This is a genomic window from Arthrobacter sp. Y81, assembly GCF_002929335.1.
Lineage (GTDB): Bacteria > Actinomycetota > Actinomycetes > Actinomycetales > Micrococcaceae > Arthrobacter.
This window is the reverse complement of the sequence record NZ_PJIL01000001.1, coordinates 390,965-410,278: the sequence shown is the minus strand read 5'-3', so window position 1 is coordinate 410,278 and position 19,314 is coordinate 390,965. Positions and strand designations below refer to the sequence as shown.

The window sequence follows — 19,314 nt, the reverse complement described above, 5'->3', positions numbered from 1 at the left end:
CGAACTACCTGTAGAGGCTAATCCGGGCCCCTACAGGATCGCGAGGAGCGGCAGGTGACCACGTTGCAGGTCCGCAGGTCCCCTGCGAGGGATGCTGCCGCTCACAGTGAGCCTCCGAGCGGTGCCGATGCCAATGGATCATCCCCCGCCGACTTATGCTTGAGAGTAATGGAAACCCCCAACGCCCCGAACCCAGAGGCTACCGCGTCCCCTGGCACCGCCGCCGACGTGAACCGTCGGCTCGGTGACCTGCTGGCACAAATCGCCACCGGGGACCAGGGTGCCTTCGCGGAGTTTTACGAACTGACTTCCCGGCGTGTCTTCGGGATGGCCCGACGCGTCCTGATCGACCCCGAGCTCAGCGAGGACGCCACCCAGGAAGTCTTTCTCCAGGTCTGGCAGAACGCGGCGAAGTTCAATCCGGAGGCCGGCAGCCCGCTGGCATGGCTCATGACCATTTCGCATCGGCGGGCAGTGGACAAGGTCCGCTCCTCGCAGTCATCAACCGACCGCGAGGCGAAATACGGCGCGAGCAGCCAGGAAATTGATCATGACTCCGTCTCAGACGAAGTCGGAAGCAGGCTGGAAGCCGAGGCCGTCGTCAGATGCCTGGACACGCTCACCGAGACGCAGCAGCAATCCGTCCGGCTGGCATATTACGGCGGGCTAACGTACCGCGAAGTCGCGGAGAAACTGAACGCCGCCGTGCCCACCATCAAGTCCCGCATCCGCGATGGACTGATCCGCTTGAAGACCTGTCTGGGGGTGAGTTGAGATGACCGACATGAACCAGCCGAACAGCAGCCGCTCCGCCGGGATGTTTGCCCGCGATATCGCCACGGACCTGGCCTCCGGCCGGGCAGTGGAGCTGGCCGAACTGTATGCCCTGGACGCCGTGGGCCCCGCAGAGCGGGCAGCCATTGAGGAATACATCTCAGCCGCGCCCGGGCCGGAACGGACCGCGTTTAATGAACGCGTCCGCCAGGCACAGGAAACGCTGGCCGCCACCTTTACTGCGGAGGAGGAACCGCCGGCAGGGCTGTTCGACCGCATCGTGGCCCAGCTCCCGGCCCAACCGGAAACGCCTACGTCGGAAACGGACCAGCCGGGGACGGTTCCCGCTCCTGCTCCCGCCAGCCATGAGCTACCCCTTGAACCGGGTAGGACTCCGGCAACCGATGAACTCGGTGCCGCCCGCCAGCGCCGTGAAGAACTGCGCCGGGCACCCGGGCTCCGCAACTGGCTGGTGGGCGTGGCCGCCGCGGCTGTTATCGCGCTTGGCGGCGTGGGAGTCGGCGCCTATGTGGCCAACCAGAACGATCCGCTCAACCAGGTCCTCCAGGCCCAGGATGTCCGGCAAGCAACCGTTGAAGTGAGCGGCGGCGGTACGGCCACTGTCTCCATTTCCTCGTCCAAAGACGCTGTTGTGGTCAAGATGAACGGTGTCCCGGCCCCTCCAGCCGGCAAGGTGTACCAGATGTGGCTGATCCCCAAGGACGGTTCCGCTCCGGTTTCGCAGGGGCTCATGGATGCCGAAGCACTGTCCAAACCAGCTGTGGTCAAGGGCATTGGTTCGGCAGCGTCGCTGGGCATCACCGTTGAACCTGTGGGCGGCTCCGCTTCACCCACATTGCCGACAGTGGCCGCGGCCCCTCTCGGAGCGTAGCGCGACTTCCAGCATCATCACCGGCCTGCTGGGTCTACGGGGTCGCGGCGCCTGCGGCTTCCAGGTTGAGCCGCTCGATGATTTCCTGGACCTCTTCCGATGGCGTGGCGGAAACGCACAGGGAGATGTGGTCTTCGTCGGCGGTCGGTTCTTCCAGCGCGTCAAACTGCGATTCGAGCAGTGCGGGAGGCATGAAGTGCCCGTGCCGCGACGCCAGGCGGTCGGAGATCTTGTCCCTGCTTCCCTGCAGGAAGACGAACACCACGCCTTCGCCGCGGAGAACATCGCGGTACACCCTCTTCAGTGCAGAGCAGGTGATCACACCCGGCGTTCCGTCCTGGGTGTGAGCCCGGATCCATTCGGCGATGGTTTCGAGCCACGGCCACCTGTCCTCATCGGTCAGAGGCTCACCGGCCTGCATCTTGGCGACGTTCGACGCCGGGTGCAGGTCGTCGCCTTCCGCCAGGTCCCATCCGAGCTTGCCGGCCACGAGGCCGGCCACAGTTGACTTGCCGGATCCTGAGACGCCCATTATCACCAGTACCGGCTGCTGCGCAGTCTTCGCCATCAAAGTCTGCCTTCCTCAATAAATATGATTTAAAGAGAGGCCAGCATATGACACGGGTTACACCCGGGCAACCCTAGAACCCGGCGATGGTCCCCGAACCGTTGATTGTGACGACGTGAAATGCCTCGGCACTGCGCCCGTCGGCCAGCCCCGCCCGTGATCCGGTCGCCAGCATGAAGGAGCGGACTGTGCGGTCCATGGCGTCCAGGTCCGGGTGCTGGCTGGCGTGCACATGGATCGCCGCCAGCTTTTCCGCCACGTGCCCCGTGACGTCCACAAAATGGTTTTCCCGCTCCTCAGGCCCGGCAAACAGCCATAGCCACGGCAGCTTGTAGGCCTCGAGGCCTGCTTCGGCCAGTTCCGGATAGGCGAAGGGGTTTTCCAGCGCCGGGTAGACCGCCCGGGTGACGGCCTCGCCCACGGCGAGGTGGTCCGGGTGGCTCTTCTGGATGCGGTTCCAGTTGCGCTCGGGATGCATGGAAAGTACGACGTCGGGACGGATCTCCCGGATCAGCTTCACCACTCCCCTCATCACTTCGTGCGTCGGCTCCAGGTAGCCGTCCCGCTCATGGAGATAGTGGATATCGGTGACCCCGACCAGCGCGGCGGCGCGGCGCTGTTCCTCTGCCCGCATCGCCACGATCTCGTCGCGCTGCGCCGGGTCGAAGCCGCCGGCGTCGCCGTCGGTCATGATGCAGTAGCTGACTTCAACCCCTGCCGAGGTCCAGGCAGCGATCGTTCCGGCGGCGCCGAAGTCGATGTCGTCCGGGTGGGCGGTAAAACAAAGGACCCGCTCAACCCGGTGGTGGTCCGGGTTGAACGGGCTCTGCGCCGTAGCGTTGGTGCTCAACTAATCAGCCTTTGCGTTTCTTGATCTCTTCGGTCGCCTGCGGAAGGACCTGGAAGAGGTCTCCGATAATGCCGAAGTCGGCGATCTCGAAGACCGGTGATTCGGCGTCCTTGTTGACGGCGACAATGACCTTGGCGGTCTGCATGCCGGCTTTCTGCTGGATGGCGCCGGAGATGCCGGCCGAAATGTACAGCTGTGGGGAAACCGTCTTGCCGGTCTGGCCCACCTGCGCATCGTGGCCGATCCAGCCGGCGTCGGTCGCGGCGCGGGACGCACCGACGGCGGCACCGAGGGCGTCGGCGAGTTCCTCCACGGGACCGAAGTCGCCGTCGACGCCGCGGCCGCCTGCCACGACAATCCGGGCCTCGGCGAGGTCCGGACGGCCGCTGGCCGGCTTGTCCTTGCGGCCTGTAATGCGGGCGGCGCCGGCTGAGGCGGATTCAGGAACCTCAACAGTGAGGACCTCCGGGCTCGCTGCTGCGGCCGCGGGCTCCGGAGTGACGCTGTTCGGCTTGACCGTCAGCACGGAGACGGCTGTGGTGGCCTTGGCCGTGGTGGTGTAGGAGCCCGCGAGCACCGATTTGTGGGCCGTGCCGTCCGGGTCCACCGCCACGACGTCGGTGATGACGCCCGCGCCGAGCTTGATGCCCAGCCGGGCTGCGATCTCCTTGCCGTCGAACGAATTCTCGAGGAGCACGGTGGTGGCACCAGAGGCCGCAACTGCCCCGGCAAGGTAGGCGGCTTTGGGGCCGACCAGGTACGCGTCCAGGTCGTCCGACGACGGCCGGAAGATGGTCGTGGCGCCGTTGGCACCGAAGGCGCCGGCGACGTCGTCGTTCAGCGGGCCGTTGACCGCGACAGCCGTGTCACCGAGCGAACGGGCGATCGTCAGCAATTCCAGGCTGCTCTTTTTCAGGGCCTGGCCGGGGTTGTCAATGAATACAAGTACTTTTGCCATGTCTGGAATCCTCTTAGAGCAGCTTCTGGGCGGCCAGGAACTCGACCAGCTTGATGCCGGCGTCGCCTTCGTCGGTGATGATGGTGCCGGCGGTGCGCGGCGGGCGGGCGGCGGCCGTCTGCACTGTGGTCCAGGAACCTGCCTTGCCCACCTGTGTGGGGTCGACGCCGATCTCCGCGAGCGTGAGGGTGGTGATGGTCTTGCGCTTTGCCGCGATGATTCCCTTGAAGTTGGGGAAGCGCGGCTCGTTGATCTGGTCGGTGACGGACACGACGGCCGGGAGCGTTGCCTCGATCGTGTCGTAGTGCGTGTCACTGTCGCGGCGGGCAATGACGCGGCCGCCGTCCACTTCCAGCTCGGAGGCGAACGTGACCTGCGGAAGGTCCAGCCGCTCTGCCAGCTGCGCGGGCACGAGGGAGGTCTCGCCGTCGGTGGACGCCATGCCGGTGAGGACCAGGTCCACGGGGCTGTCCGCGCCAAGATGGCGGACCGCTGCTGCCAGCGCAAAGGACGTCGCGGCCGCATCAGATCCGGCCAGCGCGTCGTCGCGGAGGTGGACTCCTTCAGTGGCGCCGATCTGGAGGGACTTCTTGATGGCGTTGACGGCGCCTGCGGGGCCCATACTCAAGGCGATGACCTGGTTGCCGGCCTTTGCTCCGCCGCGGGCCTCTATCAGCTGCAGGGCAGCCTCCAGGGCGTATTCGTCCAGCTCGGACAGGATGCTATCGGCGCGGTCCGTGGTGTTGTCCTCGCCGCTGAGGTGACGGTCCAATTGCGCGTCTGGTACATGCTTGACCAGAACGATGATCTTCAATGTCTCTTCCACTTTCTGTACAGCAGCCTTCCATGCTTGTGGATAGCCAGCCGGGTGAGGTTATGGCCGCGGATCTCCCCCGGGGTGCGGGTAGAACCAAGCTAACCATATAGCGGGGCGCCCGCGCCGCCCCGTTAACGCCTGTGTCAGGCAGGGCGCAGGCTGCCGCTTGCACAGCTGAGGCGGGGCACCATACCGGTGTCCCCGCCTCAGCCCTGCGGTCAATGCTTGCTTGTACCCTTGCCGGAACTGGTCCCCGGCATTTACTGCTCGGCTGCCGCCCCGAGCGTCACATCCATTTGCTGTTCCTTGCCGCCGCGCAGGATCGTGACTTTCACCGAGGCGCCCGCCGGCTGCTCCCGAACCGCCGCCGTCAGCTGGTTGGGATCACTGATGGCAAGGTCGTTGAACTTCGTGACGACGTCGCCCACCTTGAGGCCGGCCTTGGCGGCAGCGGAACCGGACTCGACGGTAGCCACTTCGGCACCCACCGAGAACGACGAGTTTGAAGACGTGGATGACTTCGGCTTGACGCTGACTCCAAACTGGCCGTGCGTTGCCTTTCCGGTGTCAATGATCTCCTGGGCCACGCGCTTGGCGAGGTTGATGGGGACGCTGAAACCGACGCCGATGTTGCCGCTGGTGCTGGATTCACCACCGGCTGAAGCAATGGCCACGTTGACACCGATGACCTCACCCTTGCTGTTGACCAGTGCGCCGCCGGAGTTGCCGGGGTTGATGGCTGCATCGGTCTGGATCACGTTGAGCGAGATGGATCCCTGGTTCGACTTGCTCTGGCTCTGCCCGCCGTCCGGTGGTGCGAACTGGAAGCCGCCTTCGTCGTCGCTTTGGGAGTCATCCGCGCCTTCCTTCGGCGCTGCCGATGACGCAACGCTGATGGTCCGGTTCAGCGTAGAGACAATTCCGTCGGTGACTGTTCCAGTGAGGCCCAGCGGTGATCCGATGGCGATGGCGGTGTCCCCCACGTTGAGTTTGCCGGAGTCACCAAGTGTTGCCGGCGTCAGTCCGGAAGGATTGTCCACCTTGATGACGGCCAGGTCGCTCAGGGGGTCGGTGCCGACGATTTTTGCGGTGAGCACCCTGCCGTCGCTGGTCCGGATTTCGATGGCGGCGTTGGCCGTTTTTCCGTCGAGGGTCACGACGTGCGTGTTTGTCAGGATGTGGCCAGCGTCGTCGAGGATGATTCCCGATCCGGTGCCGCCGTCGCTTCCGCTGGTCGCTTTTATGGTCACAACGCTTGGTGACGCCTTCAGCGAGGCTGCGGTGATGACGTTTACGTCGTCCTTGTTGTTGACGATCACGGTACCGGGCTGGCTGCCGGCGCTGCTGACGGCTGACGTGGAACCGTTGTTCAGGAAGGCATCACTGGCAGCCACTACTCCGCCGCCCACGAGGCCGGCAGCCAGGATGCTGGCCACCAGTGTTCCCACACCGAAGGCGGCTTTGCGCTTGGGCGTGCTGGCGGGGTCGGAGGCGTACATGCTGCCCTGCTGATGCTGGCTGCCCGGTCCGGGGTAGGAGCCGCCGCCCGGGTACGGCCCATTGTGCTGGTGGGATCCGTGCTGTGCGGATCCGTGCTGGGCGGCAGGTCCGGCCTGCTGGCCGTAGAACGGCTGGTGATGGGGATAGACGGGCCGCGGTGCGCCGTCGGCTTCCGGGTGCGGCTGTCCCTCGCTGGCGTGCGCCGAACCGGGCTGCGGCTGGTCAATCCGGATGGTCGGGTTGTCCTGGGCTGAGTCCCCGGCTGGCCGCGCCGCTGACTGGGGCTCCCGATGCCCCGCATCCAGCGGCTGCGTGTCCGCCTGAGGAGGCTGTGCCGGCCAGCCTTCCCGAGGCTTTTCCGGATCCCTATTCTCAGGCGACGCACCCTGTGCTGGGTTCTCAGTCATTAGACTTCCTTTCATCCTTGTCTGCCTTTAACTATGGACCCTCTGACTGAAGCTAAAGCGGACGTTGGCTGGGAGGTTCCTGAACGCCATCGGAATCCCCTTTTCGAGGGCCCGATTCACGGATGTAGCGCTTTTCGCTGGTGGCATATTCCCAGTTGTGGACGGGCAAATAGGTGCACCATAGAATCAAATGGAATTGCCACAGCGACCTGCGGCTTTACACATGCGTGGGGGCGCTGCTGCATTCTGTGACGACTGGCTCGGCCCGAATCAGTCGCAGAAGTGCTGAAGGGTTGCACATGCGGTCTAAGTTCAAACGTCTCCTCGCCGTGATCGGCCTTGCCGGGTTGTTGGCGGTTCCCGCTGGCGCGGCCTGGGCAGAGCCACCGGTGACTCTCGACCCGGCATCCAAGATTGTCGACTCCGCCGGTGTGCTGGGCGGCAAGAAGGCTGACGTCGAAGCTGCCATCAAGAAGCTCGGCGCGGATCACGCCACGGTACTCCACGTCGTCACCGTCAAGAAGTTCGAAAACCCGACTGATCGGGAAGCCTGGACGGACGAGGTAGCTGAAAAAGCCGGTCTTGGACCGAACGCTTTGATTCTTGCGGTTGCTACCGACACCCAGCAATACATCCTGAATAAAGGTGGAAGCAAGATCACCGCGGCCCAGCTCGAAAACATCAAGAGCACCGCCATCGGCCCGGAACTGGCTAACAAAAACTACGCCCAAGCGGCAATAAACGCGGCGACGGCCATCGGCGACGCAGCGGGCGGCGGCAGTGGCAAACTTTCCTCCGACAACGGCGCCGGCGCTGCAGTCCTTGTGGGCACGGGAGTGGTCGCAGCGGGCGGTGTAGGCGCCTACCTCTACTTCCGGAACCGCCGGAAGAAGGCCGCAGTCGCCTCGAGTGCCAGCTACGGCCCGCAAGGCGCAGAGCTTGACCCGCTGGCTTCGCTGAGTGTGGACGACCTCCGTAAGAAGAGCGGCTCGCTGCTTATTGAGGCCGATAACGCCATCAACTCGAGCGAGCAGGAACTCGGCTTCGCCCAGGCACAGTACGGCGATGCCGCCGTCGGAAACTTCACCAAAGCGCTGCAGGAAGCCAAGGGCCACATGTCCGAGTCCTTCAAACTGCAGCAGCAGCTTGACGACCACATTCCTGACACCGAGGAACAACAGCGGAGCTGGCTTGGCGAGATCATCCGCCGTTCGGAAGCTGCCCTTGCCTCGCTCCAGGAGCAAAAGGCCGACTTCGATTCGCTCCGTGAGCTCGAAAAGAACGCACCCCAGGCCCTGGCCGCGGTGAACGCCGGCGCCCGGGATGCTGACGCCCGGATCGCGACTGCGGAACAGACCCTCACGACGCTGCGGGCCAAGTACGCGGACAGTGCCCTGGTCCAGGTCTCGGACAACATCGGCCAGGCCAAGGAGCGGCTCGCCTTCGTGCAAAACGCCACTTCAACGGCCCAGGACAAGCTGGCATCCGGAGAAAGCAGCCTGGCTGCCGTAGCCGTCCGTGCTGCCGAAGAAAGCCTGCACCAGACCAAGGTGCTGATCGACGCCATTGCGAAGGTCTCCGGAAGCCTGGATGAGGCCCGCAACAGCCTCGAAGCAGCAGTGGTTGACACCTCCCAGGACCTGGCACAGGCCAAGGCCATCATCCAGTCCGGCGCCCATCCGGAGCTGGCAGGACCCGTGGCCGGCGTGGAGGCTGCCCTGGCGCAGGTGAAGGCGGAGATCCAGGGCGGAAAGATCGATCCGATCGCCACCCTGGAGCGGGTTGAGACAGCCCATCAGGCGCTGGACCAGTCCCTATCCGGAATCCGCGACCAGCAGGAACAGGCCCGCCGCGCACAGGCGTCGCTGCAGCAGACCATTATGTCGGCCCAGGCGCAGATCAGTGCCACGTCCGACTACATCACCGCACGCCGCGGCGGGGTTGGGACCGAGGCGAGGACCCGGCTGGCCGAAGCCCAGCGGAACCTGGACTATGCCTTGTCCATATCCCGCAATGATCCGGTCACGGCGCTCACGTACGCCCAGCAGGCCCACGCCCTCGCGGCCCAGGCAGCGCAGCTCGCCCAAGGGGACGTGGACAGCTTCGGCTACGCCAACCAGGGCTATGGCCGCGGCGGCGGCATGTTCGGCGGCGGCGGGGGCGGCGGCCTCGGCGGCGCCATCCTGGGCGGCATCCTCATCAACTCGATCCTGAACGGCGGCAGCGGCGGCGGCTGGGGCGGCGGCCACAGCGACGGCGGCGGCTGGGGCGGCGGTGACTTCGGCGGCGGCGGAGACTCGGGCGGCGGCTGGGGCGGCGACTCCGGAGGCGGCGGAGACTTCTAGCTGATCCAAAGACTCGCGGGGGCCGGTTCCGACCGGCCGCCGGGTAGAAGCGGTACATCAACTGTTCACTGAATTCAGTGGCGACCACTGAGCAGGACGAAAGGTAACACCATGAAGCAGTCCATTTTCGGCCGCATGGCGCAGCTCGCGAAGGCGAACATCAACTCCCTGCTGGACCAGGCCGAAGACCCGCAGAAGATGCTGGACCAGATGGTCCGGGACTACACCAACAACATTGCCGAAGCAGAGTCCGCAGTGGCGCAGACCATCGGTAACCTGCGGATGCTCCAGGACGACTACAACGAGGACATCAAGAATGCCCACGACTGGGGCAACAAGGCCCTGGCAGCGTCCCGCAAGGCTGACGAGTACCGAAGCAGCGGCGATGCAGTCGACGCCCAGAAGTTCGACAACCTGGCCAAGGTCGCCATTCAGCGCCAGATGGCTGCCGAGAGCGAGGCCAAGGCTGCCGAGCCGAGCATCGCTTCGCAGAGCGAGGTTGTGGACAAGCTCAAGTCCGGCCTGGACCAGATGAAGGGCAAGCTCAACGAGCTGACCAGCAAGCGCAACGAACTCGTGGCGCGCTCCAAGACCGCCGCTGCCCAGTCCCAGGTGCACGATGCGCTCAAGAGCATTGACTTCATGGACCCCACCAGTGAGGTTGGCCGGTTCGAAGAGAAGATCCGCCGCGAAGAGGCCAAGGTCCGCGGCCAGCAGGAGCTTGCTGCTTCCAGCCTGGACGCCCAGTTCAACCAGCTTGAAGACCTCGGCGAACAGACGGAGATCGAAGCGCGGCTCGCTGCCCTGAAGTCCGGCGGCGCGAAGCCTGCGATCGGATCGTCGGCCAATTCCTCGGCCGCCGCTTCCACCGTTGAAGAAGCTGATTTCGACAAGCTGTAGGCTGCTGCTCCGGCTCATGATCCGGACGGAAAAAGGCCGGGGTCCCGCATGGGACTCCGGCCTTTTTGGCGCCGGACCGTCGGATGAGTGCTACCGCACGGTGACGGCTGGCTCGCCGGCTGCAGTCAGACCGGTCCCTGCGGTGCAGCTCCCGGAACGGACGGCGCCGTCGTTGTAGACCTGGCGCAGGCAGTTACGGAGGGCCAGCTGGCCCCAATAGTTGGGATGCAGGGATTCCTGGATGTAGTAGTCGCTGAAGGCGGTACTGGCAGTCCGGACCTCGTTGATCCACTCGCTGATGTCCGCGGCGCCCGTGCTTCGCCAGTCCGCCAGGGCGGTGCTGTCCAGCTTCTGCGTCGTGGCCGCGCACAGTTCATGGCCACTGAACAGTGAGGCCACATCCAGGGTGTGGATGCCGTCCACGCCGGAAGCGGCGATACCGGCCGAAATGGTGGCGTTGATGGCGGGGACAGCGGTTCCCGAAGCCCAGTCCAGGTCTGCGTTCCAGAATCCGCAGCCGTAGGTGCTTTGCCGGCTGAATCCGGTCTCGGAATAGGAAATGTCGGCGCTCCGCGGCAGGGGTGAGACGTAGTTTTGTACCACCATGCTGTATTCATCGGGCGCGTATCCGGCGGCAGTCATGGCCTTGGCTACATTCGCGAGCGAGGTGCCAATCCGCGATGCCACGGCTGCGCGGTTCGTGGCCGAAAAGTTCGTGGCCACCGTTGCCGAGTCCTTGCAGTAGCTCGGGGCCCACCACGGGCTGGTCATGAACTTGGAAACACAGGTGGCGATGATGCCCGCAAACCCGAGATCGTTGCCGCCGACCGACACCACAACCATCCCCACGCGGTTGGCCGACGCGAAGTTTTGCAGCGCCAGCGCCTGGCCCATGTTGCCGGCAGCGTCGCTGTAGAAGTCCAGCCCCGGTTTGAAGTACCCGTATGAGTTCCAGGACGTGGCCGTCTTGGCACCGGAACAGGACAGATTGAGTGCCTGGGCCTGCCCGATCCCAATCTCAGCAGAGGAAGAACGGTGGCAGCCGACAGTGCTCTCCGACTGGCCGGCGTCAAGATAGGCGGCGTCGCCCAGCGCATCAGTTTGGGAGGGGTCACTCGAATTGCCCGCCCAGCGCCCCGCCTCCCCCGAAATATAGGAATCCCCTACGCTTACCACCCACCCGTCACCGGGAGGAGGAGCCGCGTGCACAGCAGGGGCGGTCAGGGCGGAAACGGTGATTGCGACAGCCAGGGCGGCGAAGAGCACCCGCCTGGCCGGGTGCCTGGGGACCGCCATCCGGGGCTGTCCCGCCGGTGCAAGGAATAGCTTCATTGGTCATCCTTTTTTCCTGTCCGCGGCAACATTGCGGCGAACAGGTTGCCGGCGTCCGGCCGCCTCCAGCCGGAATGCCGTTATCAACAGGAAAAAGCCTGATGCGAACGGAACCGTCCGCGCGGAGAAACTGCGCAGCGGACGGCGTGGAGCGAGTCTACGACGAAGTTACCGGCCAGTAAATAGACCTGCCCGACCTGTACCGTGGAAGCATGCCTTCCACCATCGTCTGGCTTCGTGACGACCTCCGCCTGGATGACAACCCGGCCCTGGCCGACGCGGCAGCCCTGGGCCACACCATGACTGTCGTCTATGTCCTGGATGAGGAGTCGGCCGGCGTGCGCCCCTTGGGCGGCGCCGCCAAGTGGTGGCTCCACCATTCCCTTGCCTCTCTGGCTCGTGACCTGGAAGCCGTAGGCTCCCGGCTGGTGCTGCGACGAGGGAGCGCCGCCGGGATCATCCGGGAGCTGGCAGCCGAAACCGGGGCCACGCATCTCCGGTTGAACCGCAGGTACGGCGGACCCGAACGCACCATCGATGCAGGGGTCAAGGGCTGGGCCGCAGATCATGGCCTGGATGCGGCGAGCTTCCAGGCCAGCCTCATGTTCGAGCCGTGGACCGTGCGCACCGGAGCGGGCGGACCTTACAAGGTATTCACGCCCTTCTGGCGCGCCTGCCTGGAGAGCGGCGAGCCGCGCATGCCCTCAGACGCCCCGGACAGGCTTCCGGCCCCGGCCCGCGACACCCGCGGTGCGCTGCCGGGCAGCGATGACCTGGAGACCTTGGGGCTGCTCCCCCGCACCCCCGACTGGAGCGCAGGCCTCGCGGCAGCGTGGACCCCCGGTGAATCAGGCGCGCACGCACGCCTGCAGGACTTCGTGGACGGCCCCGTCGAGGACTATGGGACCGGTCGGGACAGACCAGGACTCGAGGGCACCAGCCGCCTCTCACCCCACCTTCGCTTCGGTGAGATCAGTCCCTTCCGCGTCTGGCAGGCGATCCGTGAGCGGTTCCCGCGCCAGGCCCCTGCCGACGTCGGGATCTTCCGGTCCGAACTGGGCTGGCGGGAGTTCTGCTGGCAACTGCTGTACGAGAACCCGGCGCTGGCCACCCGCAACTACCGTCCCGACTTCGACCGCTTCGAGTGGCAAACGCCGTCGGACGCTGAGCTGGAGGCCTGGCAGCAGGGCCGGACAGGCTATCCGCTGGTGGACGCCGGAATGCGTCAGCTGTGGCAGACGGGCTGGATGCACAACCGTGTCCGGATGGCGGCCGCGTCGTTCCTGGTGAAGAACCTGCTCGCTGACTGGAGGCTGGGGGAAGCCTGGTTCTGGGACACGCTGGTGGACGCCGACGCAGCCAGCAATCCGGCCAACTGGCAATGGGTGGCCGGATCCGGGGCGGACGCCTCCCCCTACTTCCGGATCTTCAACCCCGTGACGCAAAGCAAGAAGTTCGATGCAGCGGGCCGGTACCTGCGGGAGTTCATCCCGGAACTCGCGGACCTGAGTGACAAAGAGATCCACGAACCGTGGAAGGCGCCGGAACTGGACGCCGGTTATCCGGAGCCAGTGGTGGGCCTGCCCGAGTCGCGTGAGCGGGCCCTGGAGACCTACCAAAGGCTCAAGGACAGCTGACCTGTGGCCCGAACCGCAGCCGGGACTGCCGCGTGCGTCAGCGGGCCGGTCAGCGGCTGCTGACCTTGCCCATCAGGGAGGCAACGGGGCTCAGGAAGAGCGGCCGGGCCAGGAACCACGCCGCGACCATCGCCGCGACCGATGCTGCGAAGATACCGAAGCCCACCCAGCTGACGTCGTCGCTACCGCCGTACATGTGGTTGAGGTTCCGCAGCGCACCAGTGGCCAGGACCAGGAACACGTGGACGACGACGAACGCAACAAAGTAGATCATCACGGGGAAGTGCACAGCGCGGGCGGCCTCGATCGGGTAAGCCTTGTTCAGCGCCTTGGCGTTCTTGGGCCACGCCGACGACATCCGCAGGCCCGTGATGAATGCCAGGGGCGCCGCGATGAAGACGGTGACGAAATAGGTCAGCAGCTGGAGGGCGTTGTAGTTGACCCAGCCGTTCTCCGTGGGCCAGTTCAGCGACGCGTACTGCAGCGCTGCCGAGAGCGCATTGGGAAAGACATCCCAGCTGGTAGGCACGATCCGTACCCACTGGCCGGTGGCGAACAGCAGGACGGCGAACACAATGCCGTTGAGGATCCATAGTGCGTCCAGGACGAGGTGGAACCACAGCGCCAGGCTGATCTTCGTCGGCGCATTCCTGGTCCGGATCAGGCCCTTGTTGTTCCGCGTCCAGTAGGCAGCAGGGCGGGTCTGCGTGCGCACCTGCCAGCCGGAACGGATGATCAGCAACAAGAAGAAGCCGTTGAGGAAATGCTGCCAACCCAGCCACGCGGGGAAGCCGACGGGAGCACCCTCGGGAAGCTCTGAGTGACCCGGGTACTCCGCCACGAAGTCTTTCACGCCGGCCAGCCCTGTGGCCCACTTCGCGAGCAGCACTACGAGAAGCAAGGCGACGAGCACAGCCGGTACTGCCCAATACAGTTTGGCCCACTTGCTCTTCGCAGTTCCGGACTTCTTCTTGGTTGGTAGTGACATCGAACAGCATTCCTCTCGAGAATGATCGACCAGTGACGTGGGCGGCTCCGCCCCCGGCCGGGCTGCACCGGCAGGAGCGGCGGCTGGGTGAAGTGCGCCTTAATAGCTTGAATCATGAACAGCGGAAGAGCGAACCCGTGCGCGGCGGCGGTCATGCCCCGCAACATAAAGATCCGTTCCCTTGGAGGCGACGGCCTGCCAATGCGGTGATCGTCATTGAACAGCCACGTGGCACGGTAGGACGTTGCCTCCGCGAATGAGAATACTAGGAAATGCTAGTAGTTGGGGGCCTGCAGACAAAGAAAGAGGCCCTGACCGGCTTATTTCCCGGTCAGGGCCTCTCATTGGTTGCGGGGACAGGATTTGAACCTGTGACCTCTGGGTTATGAGCCCAGCGAGCTACCGAACTGCTCCACCCCGCGTCGCAAGATCAACACTACCGTACTTTCGCGGCCATCCTGACCACAGCCCTTTCCGGGCCGCTGGAATGCCTGCAGGAAGGGCAATTGGAGGGTCCGGTGACGAGTCCTGCTGCGGACGCAAACCGACCGGACCCCACCACCACACGCACCGCCGACTGCCAACCGACTGCCAACGGACCGCCGGGCGACCCCAAAAACGACAAGCAAAAGGCCCGGAAGTCTCTTTCGAGAATTCCGGGCCTTTCCTTCAGTTGCGGGGACAGGATTTGAACCTGTGACCTCTGGGTTATGAGCCCAGCGAGCTACCGAACTGCTCCACCCCGCGTCGCAAGAACAACACTACCCGCCAGTGAACTTCAGGCCAAATCGAGGGGACGTGATCTGTGTCTCTGCAGCGCCGGGGCCGCCAAATACACATGTGGACCTGCGGGCACAGGCCGGCGCGGGCGTCCCGGTTGCTGCGGCAACGGCAAAGGCCGGCCCCCTGTCCTTCCGGAAGGGGAAGCCGGCCTAGGCGGGCTGAGCGGGCTAGCGCCAGCCTCGCTGCGTGATCAGTTGTTCGGAGTGGGCGACGGCGTCGCGGCAGCCGACGGGTCAGCCGTGGGCGCCGGGGTGGCTCCCTGCGTCGGTGTTGCGCTTTCGGCACCAAGCTTGGCTTCGGCGTCGATCGCCTTTTGCAGAGCGGCATTCAGTTTCTTTTGCTGCTCTCCGTAGGCTGCAAAGTCGCCCTTGGCGAGGGCTTCCTGACCGGCCCTAATGGCTGCGTTCGCCTCTTCCAGCGCGGCCTTCAGTTCAGCCTTCGCATCCGTGCCGCCGGTGGCCGGAGGAGTGCCGCCGGTCGCGGGGGGTGGCGTCTGGCCATTGTTGTCCGAGTCCCCGGCTGACGCGCCCGAGTCGCCGCCGAACAGCTGGTTCAATGCCTGGTCCAAGGTCGGTGCGAACCCGATCTTGTCACCGAAGGCCACCAGTACGCGCTGCAGGGTGGGGTAGGACGTTTCGCCCGTGGAGCGCAGATAGACGGGTTGCACGTACAGCAGGCCGCCACCCGCCGGGAGCGTCAGGAGGTTGCCGTTGAGCACGTCGGACGCTCCCTGCCGGAGCAGGTTCAAAGCCTGGGACACCGTGGGATCCGAGTTGAACTTGTTCTGGGCCTGGCCGGGGCCGGGAACCTGCGCTTCCGGTGGAATCTGCAGGAGCCTGAGCTGGCCATAGCTTTCGGCCTTGACGCCCTTCTGGTTACCGGCGTCGGAATCCGCAGCGAGGAACCCGTAGAGCACGTTTCGGGCGGTTCCGTTGACCACCTGCGGAATGAACGAAGACGTGAGCTGGAAGGCAGGCTGGTCCTGGTCCGGCATCTTCAGCGACATGTAGAACGGCGGCTGCTTGACCGGCTCAGTGACTGTGGGATCGTTCGGCACGGACCAGGCGTCATTGTTCGTGTAGAAGTTGTCCGCCTGGGTGACGTGGTAGCGGCCCAGCAGTTCGCGCTGGACCTTGAACAGGTCCTCGGGGTAGCGGACGTGGCTCATGAGCTCGCCGGACATCTCCGAGAACGGCTTCAGGGAGGTCGGGAAGACCTTCTGCCAGGCCTTCAGCACCGGATCCTGGTCGTCCCACGCGTACAGCGTTACGGAGCCGTCGTAGGCGTCAACAGTTGCCTTGACGGAGTTACGGATGTAGTTCACCGAGCTGTTGGGCAGGGCAACGCTGCGCCCCGCCGTCGTCTGTGAATCCGCGGTGGCAGACGACAACTGTTCCTGCTGCGAGTAGGGGTAATACTGGCTGGTGGTGTAGCCGTCCACAATCCATTTCACGCGGCCATCAACGACTGCCGGGTAGGCGTTGCCGTCGACCGTGAGGTACGGGGCGACCTTTTCGACGCGGTCCCGCGGGTTACGGTCGTAAAGGATCTGCGATTCGGCGTTCACACCGTCGGAAAGCAGGAGATCGGAGGACTGGAACTTGATCGCGTAGAGGACCTTGTTGAAGAAGCTGCCGACGTTCGGGCCGCCGTTGCCGGTAAAGGTGTACTGGGTTTCGCCATCACCTTCCTTGCCGGCGGGACGGTCCTGCTCGCGGTGGGGTGAACCGTCCGGGGCTCCGACGATCGAGTATTCAGGAGAGTTCTCGCCGAAGTAGATCCGGGGCTGATAGGTCGTATCGTTGCCGAGGACCCCGGTTGACGGAATGCCGGCCTGAAGGAACTCCGGCTTGCCGTCGGCGGTGAACTTGTTGCCCTTGGCGGCCACCACACCGTAGCCGTGGGTGTAGACCACATGCCGGTTCAGCCAGGACTGCTGGTTGGCGCTCAGGCCGTCCGGGTTCAGCTCACGGACCGCGATCACGGTGTCCTGGACTTTGCCGTCCACTTCGTACCGGTCAACGTTGAGCGCTTTCGGGAACTGGTAGTACGGCCGGTACTGCTCCAGCTGGGAGAACGCGTCCGAAATCAGGTTCGGGTCCAGGAGCCGGATATTGGCAGTGGTTTGTGCATCCGGCGCCAGTGCGCCAGTGGTAGCGGTGGTGGTGGCGTTATACCGCTTCTCCTGGATCTTATCGAGGCCGTAGGCAGCACGGGTCATGCTGATGTTCCGCTCTATGAATGGCTTCTCAAGCGTCTGTTCCGACGGGCGCACCTGGAACTGCTGGATGACCCACGGGTAGACACCACCGGCAAGGATGGAGGTAATGACCAGCATTGCCGTGCCTATGACAGGCAGGCGCCATTTGCCGATCACGGCGGCAACGATGAAGAGGATTGCGACCAGTGCGGCAGCCACGGCCAGAATGGACTTCGTGGGGATCACCGCGTTGACGTCGGTGTACAGCGCACCGGCCCAGCGTCCGCCGCTGTTCTGCACGGCGGAATAGCGGTCCAGCCAGAAGTTCACGCCGAGCAGCAGCAGGAAGGCCGCGCCCGTCACGGCGAGGTGGATCTGGGCGGCCCGGCTGGTGAAGATGCCGCGCTCCATGATCCGGATGCTGCCGTACAGGTAATGCGTGAGAATTCCCGCGATGCCTGCGACCACAACAACGCTGATGAGGAAGCCTGTCACGAATCCGAGGAACGGCAAGGTCATCAGGTAGAAGCTGATATCCAGGTTGAACTGCGGATCGTTCTGGCCGAAGGACTCCTGGTTCAGGAACAGCAGCACTTTCTGCCACTGGCTGGCCGCGGCACTTCCGGCGAAGAGACCGAACAGCACCGGCAGGCCCACCATGACCACCCGGCGAACAGGTTCCAATTGCGCCTGATAGCGGTTCAGGTTGTCCCTGATCTCCGAATCCGGGGCGTAAACGGGGCGGGCGTGATAGGCGATCCGGATGGCGTAGAACATGGCCAGGAACATGAGGGCGAAGCCGGTCAGGAAGATGACAATCCGGGCCACGTTTTCCGTGAGGAAAACTTCAAAGAAACCAAGCTGCTGGTACCAGAGGACATCGGTCCAAACATTGGCGAAGAAGATGAATCCGACCACAACAAGTGCTACGACGATCAATGTCGGCGTCAAGGCACCTCGCCTTGGCTGGGGTCTTCCGGGCGGTGTGGGGCTGGCAGGACGGGACAAACTCGGTACCTCATAGCTGGTTGTCAGTGACTGGTCTTGTCAAAATCAGAGCGCGTGTGGTGGTGTTGCTCGGACCGCCGCTGCACCTCGGAGGGGAGGGTCAGCATCAGTCATTAATGCCACGAGTGGCGGTGGTGCTTAGTTCCTGCAATTAGTCTAGTTGCTGGCGCACGTGGGAAGACCGGATGTGTCGCCGCCTGAACCGATCACGTTGACGGCTTCCCGGGCCTCAGCCAGGTTCTCGACTTTCACCACCTGAAGCCCGTCCGGGATGTGTCCCACCACTTCCGCGCAGTTGGCAGCCGGGGCCAGGAACACCGTCGCGCCGTCCTCCCTTGCTCCGTACATCTTCTGTCCGATCCCGCCGATGGATCCCACGACGCCGTCGGGCGTGATGGTGCCGGTCCCGGCAATGTGCTTGCCGCCGGTCAGGTCCCCCGGCGTCACGGTGTCGACGATGCCGAGGGCGAACATCATGCCCGCGCTGGGGCCGCCCACCTTGTCGAGGGAAATCTGCACCTCAAAGGGGAAATTGAAGTCGTACTGCAGCAGCACTCCGAGGATGAACTTGCCGGCGGCGTTCTCGGTGGGGGTGATGGTCTCCGTGACGGGAGCGCCGTCGCGAGTGACGACGACGGTGGCGGGCTTTCCGTTTCCGGCGGCCAGTTCCTCCTGGACGACGCGAAGCGACGTCACGGGTTTGCCGTTCACGGTGGAAAACACATCGCCGGCCTGCAGCTTGCCGGCCGAGGCCGACTGGTCCGCAAGGTCCGCCACCAACAGCTTTTGTTCAAAGGGAATGCCGAGTTCCTTCAGGGCGGAGGCTGTGGCGTTCTCCTGGGATGTCGTCATCGCCACCGCGCTCTCCTGCTGGGACTCCTCCTTCGTCACCCCCGTGGGGAAGATGAGCTCCTCCGGATAGACGGCCTTTGACTTGTCCAGCCATGCTGAAAAGGCCTCGAACACGCTGACCGGACCGTTGGGTCCGCCGTCGACATAGACGGTGGTGAGGTCAAGGTTCCCCTTGGCCGGAAACGTCTCGCGGCCCGTCACGCTGATGACCGGCTTGCCGTTGTCATTGGCCAGGGTATTAAAAGTGGGGCCAGGCGATTCCACAACATACGGCACGGGGAGGCTGGCGGCGGTGATACCCAGTGCGAGTGCCAACAACCCGGAGGCCACCATCGCCGGGTAGCGATTGTCGCGTGCTTTGGCACGACGGGATTTCGGCCGGCGGGAAAGCGTGCCGTGAGTGGTCCCGCCGTCGTGTCCCGAATCCGCGGGATCCCCGGGAACCTGGCCACCCTGAGTAATTGTCAATGAAGGACCTCTCCGCACCTGCGCCCGTGGACGCG

14 protein-coding genes and 2 tRNA genes are annotated in these 19,314 nt (G+C 64.5%); 5 read left to right on the top strand and 11 right to left on the bottom strand.

Features of this window, described 5'->3' with window-relative positions; genetic code table 11:
* The first annotated feature begins 168 nt into the window (after positions 1–168).
* Positions 169–774 carry an ECF RNA polymerase sigma factor SigK gene (gene sigK / locus CXQ91_RS01945; protein ID WP_104172225.1) on the top strand — a complete coding sequence of 202 codons (606 nt, stop codon included), beginning with the start codon at positions 169–171 and terminating at the stop codon, positions 772–774.
* A 1-nt stretch (position 775) separates the two neighbouring features.
* Positions 776–1,666, top strand: coding sequence for an anti-sigma factor domain-containing protein (locus tag CXQ91_RS01940; RefSeq protein ID WP_104172224.1), 891 nt, complete (start codon positions 776–778; stop codon positions 1,664–1,666).
* Between the two features lie 34 nt (positions 1,667–1,700).
* Here the strand turns inward: CXQ91_RS01940 and CXQ91_RS01935 are convergent, their stop codons facing one another.
* The 5 genes from CXQ91_RS01935 to CXQ91_RS01915 all read right to left on the bottom strand — a co-directional run bounded on the left by CXQ91_RS01935 (position 1,701) and on the right by CXQ91_RS01915 (position 6,766).
* Complete coding sequence (locus CXQ91_RS01935; RefSeq protein ID WP_104172223.1) at positions 1,701–2,234, bottom strand: gluconokinase; 534 nt, start codon at positions 2,232–2,234, stop codon at positions 1,701–1,703.
* A gap of 73 nt (positions 2,235–2,307) precedes the next feature.
* Positions 2,308–3,084, bottom strand: coding sequence for a PIG-L deacetylase family protein (locus CXQ91_RS01930; RefSeq protein ID WP_104172222.1), 777 nt, complete (start codon positions 3,082–3,084; stop codon positions 2,308–2,310).
* 4 nt (positions 3,085–3,088) lie between these two features.
* On the bottom strand, positions 3,089–4,042 hold the full coding sequence (locus CXQ91_RS01925; protein ID WP_104172221.1) for an electron transfer flavoprotein subunit alpha/FixB family protein: 954 nt from the start codon (positions 4,040–4,042) through the stop codon (positions 3,089–3,091).
* A 13-nt stretch (positions 4,043–4,055) separates the two neighbouring features.
* The gene (locus tag CXQ91_RS01920) at positions 4,056–4,856 is read right to left on the bottom strand and encodes an electron transfer flavoprotein subunit beta/FixA family protein (RefSeq protein WP_104172220.1); all 801 of its coding nucleotides are present in this window, start codon (positions 4,854–4,856) and stop codon (positions 4,056–4,058) included.
* Between the two features lie 263 nt (positions 4,857–5,119).
* Positions 5,120–6,766 carry a S1C family serine protease gene (locus CXQ91_RS01915; RefSeq protein WP_104172219.1) on the bottom strand — a complete coding sequence of 549 codons (1,647 nt, stop codon included), beginning with the start codon at positions 6,764–6,766 and terminating at the stop codon, positions 5,120–5,122.
* A 299-nt stretch (positions 6,767–7,065) separates the two neighbouring features.
* Here CXQ91_RS01915 and CXQ91_RS01910 point away from each other — a divergent pair, with 299 nt between their 5' ends.
* Together CXQ91_RS01910 and CXQ91_RS01905 are read left to right on the top strand one after the other, a co-directional pair.
* The gene (locus tag CXQ91_RS01910) at positions 7,066–9,111 is read left to right on the top strand and encodes a TPM domain-containing protein (RefSeq protein WP_104172218.1); all 2,046 of its coding nucleotides are present in this window, start codon (positions 7,066–7,068) and stop codon (positions 9,109–9,111) included.
* Between the two features lie 111 nt (positions 9,112–9,222).
* Positions 9,223–10,011, top strand: coding sequence for a PspA/IM30 family protein (locus CXQ91_RS01905; protein ID WP_104172217.1), 789 nt, complete (start codon positions 9,223–9,225; stop codon positions 10,009–10,011).
* A 90-nt stretch (positions 10,012–10,101) separates the two neighbouring features.
* On the opposite strand, the gene CXQ91_RS01900 is transcribed toward CXQ91_RS01905, so the two are convergent.
* Entirely contained in the window at positions 10,102–11,343 is a 1,242-nt protein-coding gene (locus CXQ91_RS01900) for a hypothetical protein (RefSeq protein ID WP_104172216.1), read from the bottom strand.
* 212 nt (positions 11,344–11,555) lie between these two features.
* Here CXQ91_RS01900 and CXQ91_RS01895 point away from each other — a divergent pair, with 212 nt between their 5' ends.
* A complete protein-coding gene (locus CXQ91_RS01895) occupies positions 11,556–12,980 on the top strand; it encodes a deoxyribodipyrimidine photo-lyase (RefSeq protein ID WP_104172215.1) in 1,425 nt (474 codons plus the stop codon).
* Between the two features lie 49 nt (positions 12,981–13,029).
* Here CXQ91_RS01895 and CXQ91_RS01890 read toward each other — a convergent pair whose 3' ends face one another.
* From CXQ91_RS01890 to CXQ91_RS01870, 5 genes are all read right to left on the bottom strand, one after another.
* Positions 13,030–13,968 carry a cytochrome b/b6 domain-containing protein gene (locus tag CXQ91_RS01890; RefSeq protein WP_104172214.1) on the bottom strand — a complete coding sequence of 313 codons (939 nt, stop codon included), beginning with the start codon at positions 13,966–13,968 and terminating at the stop codon, positions 13,030–13,032.
* A 345-nt stretch (positions 13,969–14,313) separates the two neighbouring features.
* Positions 14,314–14,390, bottom strand: a tRNA-Met gene (locus tag CXQ91_RS01885).
* A 251-nt stretch (positions 14,391–14,641) separates the two neighbouring features.
* Positions 14,642–14,715, bottom strand: a tRNA-Met gene (locus CXQ91_RS01880).
* A gap of 226 nt (positions 14,716–14,941) precedes the next feature.
* Positions 14,942–17,959, bottom strand: a complete 3,018-nt coding sequence (locus CXQ91_RS01875; RefSeq protein WP_181038738.1) for a UPF0182 family protein — start codon at positions 17,957–17,959, stop codon at positions 14,942–14,944.
* A gap of 156 nt (positions 17,960–18,115) precedes the next feature.
* Positions 18,116–19,279: a PDZ domain-containing protein gene (locus CXQ91_RS01870; protein WP_104172212.1), complete on the bottom strand. Its 1,164-nt coding sequence runs from the start codon at positions 19,277–19,279 to the stop codon at positions 18,116–18,118.
* Between the last annotated feature and the right edge of the window lie 35 nt (positions 19,280–19,314).